We start from the raw sequence: 13,106 nt of genomic DNA, 5'->3' as shown, positions 1-13,106 counted from the left end.
CGGACTGTGCGCGCACAAGTCCGGTGTTTGAACTTCGAGGAGGAAATGTTCGTGGCTAACGAAAAGATGCTCGCGCAAATGGCTGAGAAGGATGGTTTCATCGCTGCTCTGGATCAGAGCGGCGGATCGACGCCCGGCGCGCTGCGGCAATACGGAATTCCGGACGACGCCTACAACGGCGACGCCGAAATGTTCAAGCTGATGCATGAAATGCGCGTGCGTATCATCACGGCGCCTTCGTTCACGGGCAAGAAGGTGATCGGCGCGATTCTGTTCGAGCGCACGATGGACGGCGAAGCGGAAGGCAAGCCCGTTCCCACGTTCCTGTGGGAAGACCGCGGCGTCGTGCCGTTCCTGAAGGTCGACAAGGGTCTCGAAGCCGAAGCCGACGGCGTGCAGATCATGAAGCCGATCCCCGGTCTCGACGATCTTCTGGCGCGCGCCGTGAAGCTCGGCATCTTCGGCACGAAGATGCGCTCGGTGATCCATCAAGCCGACGAAAAGGGCATCGCCGCCGTGGCGAAGCAGCAGTTCGAAGTGGGCGCGCAGATCATCAAGCACGGTCTCGTGCCGATTCTCGAACCCGAAGTCTCGATCAAGAGCCCGGACAAGAAAGGCGCGGAAAAGATTCTGCGCGACGAATTGCTGAAGGGCCTCGACGCGCTGCCGGAATCGAGCAACGTGATGATCAAGCTGACCATCCCCGACGAGGCGGATTTCTATCGTCCGCTGATCGAGCATCCGCGTGTCGTGCGTGTCGTCGCGCTGTCGGGCGGCTATACGCGCAGCGACGCGTGCAAGAAGCTCGCGCAGAACCACGGCATGATCGCGAGCTTCTCGCGCGCGCTCATCAACGAGCTGAAGAAGGACATGAGCGACAGCGAGTTCGACAAGACGCTCGAGCAGTCGATCGACGAGATCTACGAAGCGTCCGTGAAGAAGGTCTGACGCTTCGTTACTTGTTGGCGCGTTCGGTAGGCGGCGGCGTTTGCAGGACGGGCGCCGCCGCCCGAAAAATGTCCTCGCGCGTGCCGCTTTTCGGCGGATAGATGCGCTCGCCGTTGATCGTGCGCTTCGTCGCCTTCGCCGTCTCTCCTTCCGAGACGAGCTTTCTGTCCCATCCTTCCGTATACACCGCGCCCCACGGCCCGAGATCGCAGATGGTCGTGTACCAGTCGATCGACAGCGGCAGCATCTCCAGCCCGAATAGATCGCAGACGGCGTTGTTGCCCGCGTAACGTCCCATCGGCCGGCCATGCTGGCACGACATCACCGATGGCCGCGTGCCGTCGATCAATATGCGCGCGCAATCGCCCGCCGCGAACACGCCCGGCACGCCTTCCGCGCGCAGAAACGTATCGACGGGCACGCGTCCGAGCGGGTCCAGCGTGACCGGCAATTGCGCCGCGAGCGCGTTCGCGTGCATGCCGCCGCACCAGACGACCGTCGCCGCTTCGATGCGCTCGCTCGCCGCGCCATCGTGGAGCGTGAGACCTTGGCCATCGACCGATTCGAGCGTCACGCCTGGCCGCATCTCGACTTCGAGCGTCTGCAACGCGCCTTCGATGACATGCTGCGCGCCGCCCATCGATTGCGCGATCCGCGCCGAACGATCCGCGAGCACGACGCGCACCTTGCCGCGATCCTTTTCCGCGACGATCTCGCGCAGGCGCGCGGGCAATTCCGCCGCCAACTCGATGCCCGTCAGTCCCGCGCCGACCACGACCGCCGTATAGCGGCCGGGCGTGTCGGGCAGCGCGGGCAAGGTCAGCAGATGCGCCTGCAGCTTGCACGCGCCCGCGTAGGTGTCGACATCGAATGAATAGCGATCGAGGCCCGGAATCGGCGGACGCACGAGCACGCTGCCTGCCGCGAGGATCATCCGGTCGTAGTCGAGCGTCTCCGATGCTCCGTCGCGTTCGATCGTCACACGGCGATTCGCGCTGTCGAGGCTCGTCGCCTTCGCCTGAATCAGTTGCACGCCCGCGGGCCCGAGCACGGTATCGAGTTGCACGAGCGTCGGGTCGAGCGGCTGTTCGTAGTTGCGCACCCGCACGCTATGAAAAGGCACCGGATTGACGATGGCGACTTCCGCTTCGTCGGCGTGCCCGAGTTCGTCCAGCTTGCGCGCCGCCGACAGCGCGCTCCACAGACCGGCGAAACCCGCGCCGATCACAAGGATTCGTTTCAAGGCCATTCCCCTGATTAAACGATCGTTCGTGCTATGCGTCGCGTAGAGCGGCGCTCCGTTCTTGGTTATAGGCGATTCGCAAGGCGTTGGTTCTCATCGCGCGTGCCCGTATTAGTCGGGTTTTCGCCAAAAGTGATTTCGCCGTTTAGGTATTTACCCTAGGGCGTGCGATACCTAAACTCTGTTCAACGGTCGCGCACGAAGCAAGCAAGGCAGCGTGAGCGGCAACTCAAAACTTATGGATGGAGGAAAGCATCATGAACAAGTTCATCGGTATCGCAGCGGTCGCTCTTGCTTTTGCCGCGCCGGTCGCATCGTTCGCGCAGTCGAATCAGCCTTTGACGCGCGCCGAAGTCCGCGAGCAAATCGTGCAATTGGAAAAGGCCGGTTATAACCCGAACGTCATCAGCGATTCGAAGTATCCCGCCGACGTTCAAGCTGCCGAAGCGCGCGTCGCCGCGCAAAACGGATATGGCGGTGTGGCGGATGGTTCAGCGCAATCGGGCGCTCGCGTCAACGCGGTTCAAGCCGACGTTTTCCCGACGTTCGCGCATCACTGAGCAGCAAGCAGCAAGCCGCAAGCCGCATCACGAAACGCGCTGGTCTCGGACCGGCGCGTTTTTTCGTTCTAGAGCGGAAAGCCGCCTGCGAACGTCTCGCGCAAATATCCGATGAAAAGCGCGACCGCGCGTGGCACATGCGGCGCATAAGGCCGCACCACGAATAGCTGATCCGCGAACGCGCCGACCGGACGCCACTCCGGCAACAGCACGACGAGCTTTCCCGCTTGCACGGCGGCCTGCGCGGTGAAATCCGGCAAGAGCGCGATGCCGAGATCGTCGAGCGCTGCATCGCGCAGCACTTCGCTGTTGTTCGCCGCGAAAGGACCGCTCACCGCGAGCGTATGAGGCCCGGTCGAAGTCTTGCGCCCGCCTTTCCTTTCGAACGACCAGATGCTCGATGCCTGCGGCCGCGGATAGACGAGGCAATCGTGCGTGACGAGATCGTTGGGCGTCGCCGGCGTGCCGCGCCGCTTCAGATAGGCGCGTGTCGCGACGATCACCGAACGGGTATCGCACAGCTTCCACGCGACGTGCGTATCCGGCACCTGCGCGCTGTGCCGCAGCGCGAGATCGAAGCCTTCGGTCGCGATCGAACTCAACCGGTCCGATGCCTCCAGTTGCACCCGCACATCGGGGTGCGCGTGCAGAAATCCGGCCATGCGCGGCACGAGCTGCTGCCGCGAAAAGGCCATCGGCGCGGTTACGCGGATGAGCCCGCGCGCGACGCCCGCCATCTCCTTGACGCTCATGAAGCTCGATGCGATGCGCTCGTACTGCTCGCGCGTATCGTCGACGAGCCTGCGGCCCGCTTCGGTGAAACGCACGCTGCGCGTCGTGCGCGTGACGAGCGGCACGCCCGCCGCGCGCTCCAGTTCGGCGATGCGCTGGCTCATCGCCGCTTTCGATACGTTCAGCCGCGCGGCGGCGGCCGTGTAGCTGCCTTGTTCCGCAAGCACGGTGAGCCAGTGCAAATGGGTCCACAGACCTTCGATCTTTTGCTCGTCCATCAACCGATTGTTTGCCAATATAAACAATGAGTTCAATCATAGCGTCTTTGCAAGGGGCGCATCGCTTCCTACACTGTGTCAATTGCCAAACCAGTCCGTGAGAGGAGACAGCATGCAAGCGTTCAACGATACCGCCGACGTCGTTCATTACATTCACGGCGAGCGCACGCATGGCTCGGCCACGCGCACGCAGCCGGTGTTCAATCCCGCGACGGGCGAGCGTCCGCGCAAGCTCGTGCTCGGTGAAGCCGCCGATGTCGATGCAGCCGTCGCGAGCGCGAAAGCCGCGTTCCCGGCCTGGCGCGACACGCCGCCGATCCGCCGCGCGCGCGTCATGCTGAAGTTCCTCGAACTGATGAACAAGCATCGCGACGAACTCGCCGCGATCATCACCGCCGAGCACGGCAAGGTGTTCTCGGATGCGCAGGGTGAAGTGTCGCGCGGCATCGACGTGATCGAATTCGCATGCGGCATTCCGCAACTGCTGAAGGGCGACTACACCGAACAGGTCTCGACGGGCATGGACAACTGGACGACGCGCCAGCCGCTCGGCATCGTCGCGGGCATCACGCCGTTCAACTTTCCGTGCATGGTGCCGTGCTGGATGTTCCCGGTCGCGATCGCGGCGGGCAACGCGTTCATTCTGAAGCCGAGCGAGCGCGATCCGTCGGCGTCGCTGTTCATGGCCGATCTGCTCAAGGAAGCCGGTTTGCCCGATGGCATCTTCAACGTCGTGCAGGGCGACAAGGTCGTCGTCGATGCGCTGCTCGCGCATCCGCAAGTGAAGGCGATCAGCTTCGTCGGCTCCACGCCGATCGCGAACTACATCTACGAAACCGGCGCGAAGCACGGCAAGCGCGTGCAGGCGCTCGGCGGCGCGAAGAATCACATGGTCGTGATGCCCGATGCGAACATCGATCAGGCCGTCGATGCGTTGATCGGCGCGGGCTACGGCTCGGCCGGCGAGCGCTGCATGGCGATCTCGGTCGCGGTGCTCGTGGGCGATGTCGCCGACAAGATCGTGCCGCGTCTCGCAGAGCGCGCGCAGCAACTCAAGATCAAGAACGGCATGGAAGACGACGCGGAAATGGGTCCGATCGTCACCCGCCAGGCACTCGAACGCATCGAAGGTTATATTGCGCTGGGCGTGGAAGAAGGCGCGAAACTCGTCGTCGATGGCCGCGGCTTCAAGGTGCCGGGCCACGAAGACGGCTTCTTCACGGGCGGCACGCTGTTCGATCATGTCACGCCGGACATGCGCATCTACAAGGAAGAGATCTTCGGCCCGGTACTCGCGTGCGTGCGCGTGAAAGACTTCAGCGAAGCGGTCGATCTCGTCAACGAGCACGAATTCGGCAACGGCGTCGCCTGCTATACGAGCGATGGTCATATCGCGCGCGAATTCGGCCGTCGCATCGAAGTGGGCATGGTCGGCATCAACGTGCCGATTCCGGTGCCGATGGCGTGGCACGGATTCGGCGGCTGGAAGCGCAGCCTTTTCGGCGACATGCACGCGTATGGCGAAGAAGGCGTGCGCTTCTACACGAAGCAGAAGTCGATCATGCAGCGCTGGCCCGAGAGCACGGAGAAGGGCGCGGAATTCGTGATGCCGACCGCGAAGTAATCGATCGTTACGCGTGCAACTAATCGCCCGCTTTTTCCGTGTGGAAGAAGCGGGCGTTCGTTTTTGTGCCCCGGCGCGCCGATCCGTATGAAACGCCGTCGGTTGACCGTTCATGTGCAAGCGGCGAAGATTCAGCAAAAACGACAGCGACGCGAAGCCAATCGACATGCAGCGGCAATTCGACGACCTTCTTCTCGGCAGCATCGAACTCTTCTGCCTTGCAGCCGAACTCGGCAGCTTCACGCTCGCGGCGACCGCTGCGAGCGTCACGCCGGCGGCCGTGAGCCGCTCGGTCGCGCGACTCGAAAAGCGCCTCGCCGTGCGGCTTTTCGTGCGTACGACGCGCCAGATTCGACTGACCGATGCAGGCCGTCGCTACTTCGAGCAATGTCGCGATGCGCTCAATCGTCTCGCGGAAGCGGAGCGCGAAGCCACCGGCCAGCAGACGACGCCGAAGGGCGTGTTGCGCATCAGCATGCCGACGCCTTACGGGCATTACCGCATGCTGCCGTTGCTTGCGGAGTTCAGAGAGCGTTATCCCGATGTCACGGTCGAAGCGCATCTGAGCAACCGCAACATCGACTTCGCCGATGAAGGTTTCGACCTCGCGATACGCGGACGCGCACCCCGCGATTCCGGTCTGATCGCGCGCAAGCTCGAAGATGCGGAGTTGGTCACGGTGGCGTCGCCGGCTTATCTGAAGCGCGCGGGCGTGCCGAAAACAATCGAAGATCTGCTCGCGCACGAATGCATCCAGTTCGAGATGCCAAGCACCGGACGGCCCGTGCCGTGGCTCTTCATGCAGAACGGCGAACTCGTGGAAATCACGACGCAAGGCGGCTACGGCACGTCCGGCGATGCGCTCGCGGGCATTCCGCTCGCGCGTCACGGCGCGGGTCTGTTCCAGATTTATCGCTTCACCGTCGAGGAAGAACTGCGCGCGGGCACGCTTGTCGAGGTGCTGCGCGATTACGGCGGATGCAGCAGGCCGTTCATCCTGCTGTATCCGCACGGCAGACATTTGTCGTCGCGCGTGCGGGCTTTTGTCGACTTCGTCGTCGAGAAGCTCGGCACGCGTTGAATCAACGTTCAGAGGATGCACATTCATGAGCAAGAACGCATTGACATCGCTACTCGGCATCGACGTGCCGATCATTCAGGCGCCGATGGCCGGCGTCAGCACGCCCGCGCTCGCGGCGGCCGTATCGAATGCGGGCGGGCTCGGCTCGCTCGGCGTCGGCGCGATGAACGCGGAAGGCGCGCGCAAGGTGATTCGCGAGACGCGCGAGCTGACGAGCAAGCCGTTCAACATCAACGTGTTCTGTCATGAGCCGGCCCGCGCCGACGCCGCTATCGAGCAGGCATGGACGAACTGGCTCGCGCCGGTGTTCGCGCAATACGGCGCGACGCCGCCCGCGAAGCTGAGCGAGATTTATACGAGCTTCGTCGTCGATGATGCCATGCTCCGGGTCTTCGTCGAAGAGAAGCCCGCGATCGTGAGTTTTCACTTCGGCTTGCCGTCGAAGGAATACATCGATGCGTTGCGCAACGCGGGCATCAAACTGATTGCGTCCGCAACCAATTTGCGTGAGGCGGAGCAGGTCGTCGCGGCGGGCATGGATGCGATCGTCGCGCAGGGCATCGAAGCGGGCGGACATCGCGGCATCTTCGATCCGCAAGCCGACGACGACAACCTCGGCACGTTGGCGCTGACGCGTCTTCTCGCCAGCAAGTTCGATGTGCCCGTGATCGCGGCGGGCGGCATCATGGACGGCGCGGGCATTGCGGCGGCGCTTGCGCTGGGCGCACAGGCCGCGCAATTGGGCACGGCGTTCGTGCCTTGCACGGAGACGTCGATCGATGCGGGCTACCGTCGCGCGATCTTGACCGATGCGGCCGAACGCACGACGTTCACATCGGCGATTTCGGGGCGCAAGGCGCGCGGCCTCGTCAACAAGTTCACCGAACTCGGGCGCGCCGAAGGAGCGCCTGCCATTCCCGCGTATCCGATTACCTACGATGCAGGCAAGGCATTGCACGCAGCGGCGAAAGCAAAGAGCGAATTCGGCTACGGCGCGCAATGGGCGGGGCAAGCCGCCGCGCTCGCGCGCGAGTTGCCCGCCGCCGAATTGATGGCGCGGCTGCAAGACGAACTGCGGGAAAGCATCGCGGGATTGCAGCGATATGCATCGCGTTGAATGCGCTAGTTGTATTCGGTGACGACGGTCACGAGCGTCGTCGATTCGGCGCGCGCGTTTTCGGATCGCCGTATCAGAAGCGCGCCGCCTGCCGGGCCTACGTGATATGAGCGGCCCAGGGACGGCCCGACGCGCTGTCCCGCGCCGTCGATGAAATGCGAACTCACCGCAGCGGCACGATCGCCCACTACGACCAACGAAACCTCCGCGCTCGGCGCATTGTGCAGTGGCGCGTAATAGGTGACAACGGCGGAGGAACGTACGCCTTTCACATCAGCGGAATCGTTCTGGAATCCACTGGTTCCGAGCATGGAAGCAGATCTGGCAGCGATGTCAAACGGCGGCGCAACCAATGCACCTCTGAACGTGATCGTGCCGCCCGGAACGAGCGTCGCGAAAGCCGGCACGCAAAGCCCGGCAAGGGAACTCACGACGGCGCAGCGCAGCGCGTGCCGGGCAATATTCAACCACTTCGCTTTTCTCATCTCGGCCCCTGTAATGAAACTTCTTGTGCTCGGGATTCCTTATCTGCGCGCTGCGGGAACTTAATCAGCTTAAGAACATAATAAGACTCATCCTATTTTTGGAGCAAATCTTTTTTGAGATTTGATAGATGCCTGCGAGACGGCATGCAAATAACTCATGTCGATCCTTTTAGGCAACAAAAAACGCGCAATGGGAAATTCCCGATGCGCGTTTCAAGCGTATTAGAGCGAACTGCTCTGGCAAAGCCAGAAGGGTTACGTGAACGAACTCAAGGTATTCGGCACGTCAATGCACTCTTGCACAGTCAGCGTAAGGATGGTCCGTTGTCCGATGTTTTCGCGCAGCACAACAGCGTGTTTGCGTAGGAAATATCGTCGATGGTCAGGGACGCAACGTTCGCCTTCAATTGCAACGAGGAAACGATAACCTCGTATCGAGAACGCATGAGATCGCGGCGAACCGTAAAGTACGAGTCGAGTGCACGAAGAACGTCGACCTGCGTCCGGCTGCCGACCTTGAAGCCCGTTTCGGTTGCGGCCAATGCTTCCTTTGATGTCTGCAATAGCTGTTCGAGTGAGATACTCCGAACGCGCGCCTTTAGATATGCAGCGTAGTTTTCACGCGCATCCTTCTCGGCCGTGAAGGACGCGGATTCGATCGCGTCCTGCGCTTTGTCCTGCTGCGCCAGGCTTTGCTTCAATCGCGCCTGTATCTCTCCGCCGGAGAAGAGCGGCATCATCACTTGGAGCATGGCTGTGGTCGTGGTGGTCGGGCGCGCATAGCCCGACGCTGCGCCAGCCGGCGTGTAGGTGCCGGTAAGCGAGACGACCGGATAGTGCGCCGCACGCGCCTTTTTCGAATCCATCTTCGCGATTTCGAGCTCGAGCTGTTTCGATTGCACATCGTAGCCGCTCGAGCTCGCCTGACCGGCCCAGACATCCGGATCTTCCGGCTGGATACGCGGCAGCTTCGTGCCCGCTGAAAGACCCGAAAGCGGCGAGAATGGCTTGCCGCTCATCTGCTGTAGAACGCGACGCTTCACCTCCATGTCCTGACGCGCGTCGGCGTTTTGAATCCGCGCCTGGGCGAGAGCGACATCGATATCGCGCTCGTCTATGACAGTCGCTTCGCCGGCGGCGCGCTTACGGCGCGTTTGCCTGTGCTGTTCATCGATGGCGGCGAGATATTCGCTCGTACGTTCGAGTTCGTCCTCCGCAGCGAGCGCATCGAAATAGGCGCGAACCGCCTTGAGCATCGCCGCTTGCTGCGCGGCCGCGAATTGCACCGCGCCTTGAGCGACGACCAGATCGGCCTGCTGATAGGTCGTCCATTTGGCCCAGTCGAAGAGGGGCTGCGCGGCCTGAAAAGTCCATCCGTTTTGCCAATAGCTCTGACGCGGAAAACCGTCCGTTTTGATTTCGTTATACGCACGGCCCCATCCTCCGCTTATCTGCGGCAGCAAGGCAGCTCGCGCAATGGGAATGGCCTGCTTCGACGCCTCATAGGCGGCGCGTGCCTGCGCGAGATCGGCATCCTGTGAGAGCGACGCATTCACCATATCGAGCAGATCGCTCGCGCATGTCTGATTAGCCAGCGTCATGCAGACCGCAACCAAGACTGCTGAGAATCCCGGCTTCTTCATGCGTCCACCAGCACCGGATCAGATGCTTGCACGACGTGTTCAGGCACGAGCCCGCCATTGGCGAATGCATAGCGCATGTCGAATGCCGATGCCAAAGCCATATCGTGGGTGATGACCACCACCGTTTGCTTCAGACTGCGAAGCAGTTGCGCAATGTGCTTCACAGATGCGGGATCAAGATTCGAAGTAGGCTCATCGAGCATCAGTATCTCGCGTTGTTGATAGAGCGCGCGCGCCAGCAAAAGACGTTGACGCTGCCCCGCAGAGATGTTGGCAATCGTGTCGCTGATGACGGTTCGCGTGCGCATCGGCAGACGCATGACATCGTCGAGAAGGCCCACGTCGGAAAGCAGCCTGTGTATGCGGTCGTCGTCGGGATTCGCCGCAAACAAGGTGATATTGTCGGCAATCGAGCCGTGAAGGATGATGTCGCCCTGGCGCATATGAGCCATGTGGCGCCGAATTTCATCGACGGCAAGATTCGGCCACGCGATTCCGTTGAGTTCGATATGCCCTTCCCGCAGCGGCTCGGCCGCCGATAAGAGCTTGAATACCGTGGACTTGCCGCTCCCCGAAGGACCGGTGATGACGATCTTGTCGCCTTTGCGAATCGAAAGATTGAGATCGGCCAGCACGGGTTTATCGGATACGCCGTAGCTGAACGTCACGTTGCGCATTTCGATACTCGAGAAATCGCGTATCTCCGTCGCCCGTTCGCTCGCGCTCAATGGCGTGTAAGTTTCAGTTTGCGCTTCGACGATGTCGTCGACCCGCGCGACCGGCACGCTCAACATGAAGTACTGAAACATCGCGTTGATGGCGTTGGCAAAACGCTCCGACATCAACGACTTGTAGATCAGGAACGAATAGAACACGCCGACCGAAACGACGCCGCCGAGCATGAGCCGTGCCGCCATGTATGTGAGAACCACGGTGTCCGCGTAGTTGACGAGTTTGAGCAGGCTGTCGCGCGTGCAGTTCAATCGGCTCTTCGCGAGCGCTGCCACGGCATACGCCTTGAAGATCGTCATGTAGACCGACGTGCGTCGAGTCTCGCCCTGTGCAAGCTTGAGCAGCGACGCCGCGCGGATGGTCTCGATCAGCGCGTCATCGCAACGGGCCGACGTTTCCGTGACCAGCGCGTGATTGTCGCGCATCGCGGGATACATGCTCAACGCCAGCGCCACGTACGCGGCGAATACCACGAGTGCAATGAGCGTCAGTTGCCGGCTTTGGATCAGCATGAGTATGAGCGCGAGCGTTCCTACCGCCACGTCGATGCACAACGAGACGATGGAGCGCGTCGCGTAGCCGGTGATCTCGTCCTGCGCCTTCACGCGCGCGAATACATCGCCGACGTGCCGCTTCTCGAACCATGGCATCGGATTGCGCAGAAGATGCCCGATGAGTCCTTCCGTCGAGTTGATTTGGACCAGATTGAAGATCAATTCGGTGAGGTACTTCTGCACGTATTCGCTCAACGCGCCAAAAACGAAAATGCTTGCGAACGTAACGACCAGCACGTTCAGCAGATTGCGGTTATCCGCTGCGACCACATAATCCAGAACGAGATTGCCGAAGTACGGCATGGCGAGAATCGTGAACTGGCTTCCGAGCGCGACGAACAGCACCTTGCCGATTTGCGCACGCAACTGCGGATTCACGGCCCTCACGCGCTGCATTGCCGCCGGCACACGCGACTTCGCGCGAATTCGCGGCATCTCCGGCGTTGGCGAGAATTGCAGCAGAAAGCCCGAAACGGCGGAGCGGAAGGTATCCATCGATACCCGCCGGCGGCCTGTTGCCGGATCGATAACATTCACATACCCGCGTCCGGCCTTTTCGAACACGACGAAATGCGCGCCGCCGAAATGCAGAATCGAACCTTTCTTGACCGCTGAAAGTTCGGAAGGGTCGAAACGGTACGCCTCAACGGAAAGGCCGAATTCGACCGCAACGTCGTAAAGATCCATCAGAGTGAGGCCGTTCGCCGAGATGGGCTTATGTGCCGACAGCTCGCGCACTTCGGTTGCGCGTCCCAAATTCGACAGCACCATGGCGAGACATGCATAGCCGCATTCCGCGACTTCGTTTTGGTAAATGACCCGCACCTTAACCTCTCATGATTCTGAACAAGGGCGCGAGCACCCATTCGGCAATGGTTCGGCGTTCGACTACGATGCTTGCCGTTGCTCGCATGCCCGGAAGGATCGCCAGATGCTGTCCGTCGAAATCGAATGTCTCTCCGCTCAGCGTCGCCCACGCAAGATAGTCGCCGTCGGTACTCTTCTGGCCTTCGGTGGTATCGCTCGAGTTCGAGCCGCTCTGGGAACTGGACGAAGCCGGTGAAGTCGGCGGACTCGCGGGCAACACTGCGGTTCGAGAAATCGAATCGATACGCGCCTCATAGGTGCCGAACTTCACATAGGGGAAAGCGTCCAGCTTCAACCTCACGATTTGCCCTTCGCGGACGAATCCTCGTCGCCGTGACGGGATGCTCAACGCAGCGCGAAGCGGACCGGTGTCTTCCGTCGCAATGACGAGCGCCACGTTCTCCGGCGCAAGCATGCGTCCCTCGACGAGATTGGAAAACGTGACCACGCCGGACTTCGGCGCAGAAACGGTCGAATCGAGAAGTCCTTGCTCGAAGCGTGCCTTTACGTCCTGAATGTCGCGCTTGTGGCGCGCGTCCATTTCCTGCAATTGCGCATCGAGCCTCGTCTGCTCGTTCTTCGCGACGCTAATTGCGCCGACCAGTTCGCCACGGCGCGCCATTCCCTGTGCGACGCTCGCCTTGCCTTGATGGACGTCCGCGCTCGCCTGTTCGAGTTTGTCCGCGGTGACGTAATCCGATACCGTGTTGAGTCGCGCGAGCCGCTTTACATATTCGCTTACGAGTTGCCCGTTCTGCGCGAGTTGTCCGTCCAATGCGGCCAGCTCCGCGCGGCGGCTGGACTCCGTGAGTCGCGACGCCTCACGCTGCGCACTGAGTTGATTCCGTTGCGCGGCGTATTGATCGTCGATTGCGCGAATCTGATCATCACGTAGCTTCATATCGAACGATTGCCGCCGATTGCCGTCCGTTGTAAGCGATAAATCGCGCTGCAGCTTGAAGAGCGGCGTGCCGGCCGCGACGCGTTGTCCGGGCTGGACGTAAATCGATGCGATCAGTCCGCTTACGCCTCGAATCTTCACCTCCGACGGCGATACGATTTCGCAGGGCACATCCTGCTTGAGTTCGATTTCGCGAATGAAGCCGAAGACAATGGCGATGGTGACGAATATCGACGCCGCATAGGCAATCCACCGCCATGGGACGTCCCTGAAATGAGGCAGGGGAGTTGGTTGCATAGAAAATCGGAACGGCTTCAAGGAGACCGTGGTGTCGAACCAGA

At 61.3% G+C, this 13,106-nt stretch carries 12 protein-coding genes; 6 read left to right on the top strand and 6 right to left on the bottom strand.

Going from position 1 to position 13,106, the window contains the following annotated elements; genetic code table 11:
- Window positions 1–45 precede the first annotated feature (45 nt).
- On the top strand, window positions 46–948 hold the full coding sequence (locus QCE49_RS23670; protein WP_235366260.1) for a fructose bisphosphate aldolase: 903 nt from the start codon (window positions 46–48) through the stop codon (window positions 946–948).
- 7 nt (window positions 949–955) lie between these two features.
- Here QCE49_RS23670 and QCE49_RS23665 read toward each other — a convergent pair whose 3' ends face one another.
- Window positions 956–2,191 (bottom strand): NAD(P)/FAD-dependent oxidoreductase, encoded by a 1,236-nt coding sequence (locus QCE49_RS23665; RefSeq protein WP_250457555.1) that lies wholly within the window; start codon window positions 2,189–2,191, stop codon window positions 956–958.
- 257 nt (window positions 2,192–2,448) lie between these two features.
- Here QCE49_RS23665 and QCE49_RS23660 point away from each other — a divergent pair, with 257 nt between their 5' ends.
- Window positions 2,449–2,751 carry a DUF4148 domain-containing protein gene (locus QCE49_RS23660; RefSeq protein WP_033536520.1) on the top strand — a complete coding sequence of 101 codons (303 nt, stop codon included), beginning with the start codon at window positions 2,449–2,451 and terminating at the stop codon, window positions 2,749–2,751.
- Window positions 2,752–2,819: 68 nt separating this feature from the next.
- Here the strand turns inward: QCE49_RS23660 and QCE49_RS23655 are convergent, their stop codons facing one another.
- Window positions 2,820–3,761 carry a LysR family transcriptional regulator gene (locus tag QCE49_RS23655; protein ID WP_175982612.1) on the bottom strand — a complete coding sequence of 314 codons (942 nt, stop codon included), beginning with the start codon at window positions 3,759–3,761 and terminating at the stop codon, window positions 2,820–2,822.
- A 112-nt stretch (window positions 3,762–3,873) separates the two neighbouring features.
- On the opposite strand from QCE49_RS23655, the gene QCE49_RS23650 reads away from it, so the two are divergent.
- The 3 genes from QCE49_RS23650 (at window position 3,874) to QCE49_RS23640 (ending at window position 7,583) form a co-directional block, all read left to right on the top strand.
- Window positions 3,874–5,385, top strand: a complete 1,512-nt coding sequence (locus QCE49_RS23650; protein ID WP_008348966.1) for a CoA-acylating methylmalonate-semialdehyde dehydrogenase — start codon at window positions 3,874–3,876, stop codon at window positions 5,383–5,385.
- Window positions 5,386–5,551: 166 nt separating this feature from the next.
- The gene (locus QCE49_RS23645) at window positions 5,552–6,466 is read left to right on the top strand and encodes a LysR family transcriptional regulator (protein WP_008348964.1); all 915 of its coding nucleotides are present in this window, start codon (window positions 5,552–5,554) and stop codon (window positions 6,464–6,466) included.
- 25 nt (window positions 6,467–6,491) lie between these two features.
- Window positions 6,492–7,583, top strand: a complete 1,092-nt coding sequence (locus tag QCE49_RS23640) for a nitronate monooxygenase family protein (RefSeq protein WP_250436860.1) — start codon at window positions 6,492–6,494, stop codon at window positions 7,581–7,583.
- A 5-nt stretch (window positions 7,584–7,588) separates the two neighbouring features.
- Here QCE49_RS23640 and QCE49_RS23635 read toward each other — a convergent pair whose 3' ends face one another.
- Window positions 7,589–7,780: a hypothetical protein gene (locus QCE49_RS23635; RefSeq protein WP_175982610.1), complete on the bottom strand. Its 192-nt coding sequence runs from the start codon at window positions 7,778–7,780 to the stop codon at window positions 7,589–7,591.
- A gap of 112 nt (window positions 7,781–7,892) precedes the next feature.
- On the opposite strand from QCE49_RS23635, the gene QCE49_RS23630 reads away from it, so the two are divergent.
- Entirely contained in the window at window positions 7,893–8,132 is a 240-nt protein-coding gene (locus tag QCE49_RS23630) for a hypothetical protein (RefSeq protein ID WP_250457553.1), read from the top strand.
- Between the two features lie 241 nt (window positions 8,133–8,373).
- On the opposite strand, the gene QCE49_RS23625 is transcribed toward QCE49_RS23630, so the two are convergent.
- From QCE49_RS23625 to QCE49_RS23615, 3 genes are read right to left on the bottom strand one after another with little or no spacing between them, the layout of a single operon-like run.
- Window positions 8,374–9,669 (bottom strand): TolC family outer membrane protein, encoded by a 1,296-nt coding sequence (locus QCE49_RS23625; protein ID WP_250457551.1) that lies wholly within the window; start codon window positions 9,667–9,669, stop codon window positions 8,374–8,376.
- A gap of 38 nt (window positions 9,670–9,707) precedes the next feature.
- Window positions 9,708–11,822: a peptidase domain-containing ABC transporter gene (locus tag QCE49_RS23620; RefSeq protein WP_250457543.1), complete on the bottom strand. Its 2,115-nt coding sequence runs from the start codon at window positions 11,820–11,822 to the stop codon at window positions 9,708–9,710.
- Window position 11,823: 1 nt separating this feature from the next.
- Window positions 11,824–13,062 carry an HlyD family efflux transporter periplasmic adaptor subunit gene (locus tag QCE49_RS23615; RefSeq protein WP_250457542.1) on the bottom strand — a complete coding sequence of 413 codons (1,239 nt, stop codon included), beginning with the start codon at window positions 13,060–13,062 and terminating at the stop codon, window positions 11,824–11,826.
- Window positions 13,063–13,106: the final 44 nt, after the last annotated feature.

It is taken from the genome of Caballeronia sp. LZ008, from assembly GCF_031451435.1.
In the GTDB taxonomy this organism is placed as follows: Bacteria; Pseudomonadota; Gammaproteobacteria; order Burkholderiales; family Burkholderiaceae; genus Caballeronia; species Caballeronia zhejiangensis.
The sequence above is the reverse complement of the archived record's forward strand: the minus strand, read 5'-3'. Positions and strand labels throughout refer to the sequence as shown.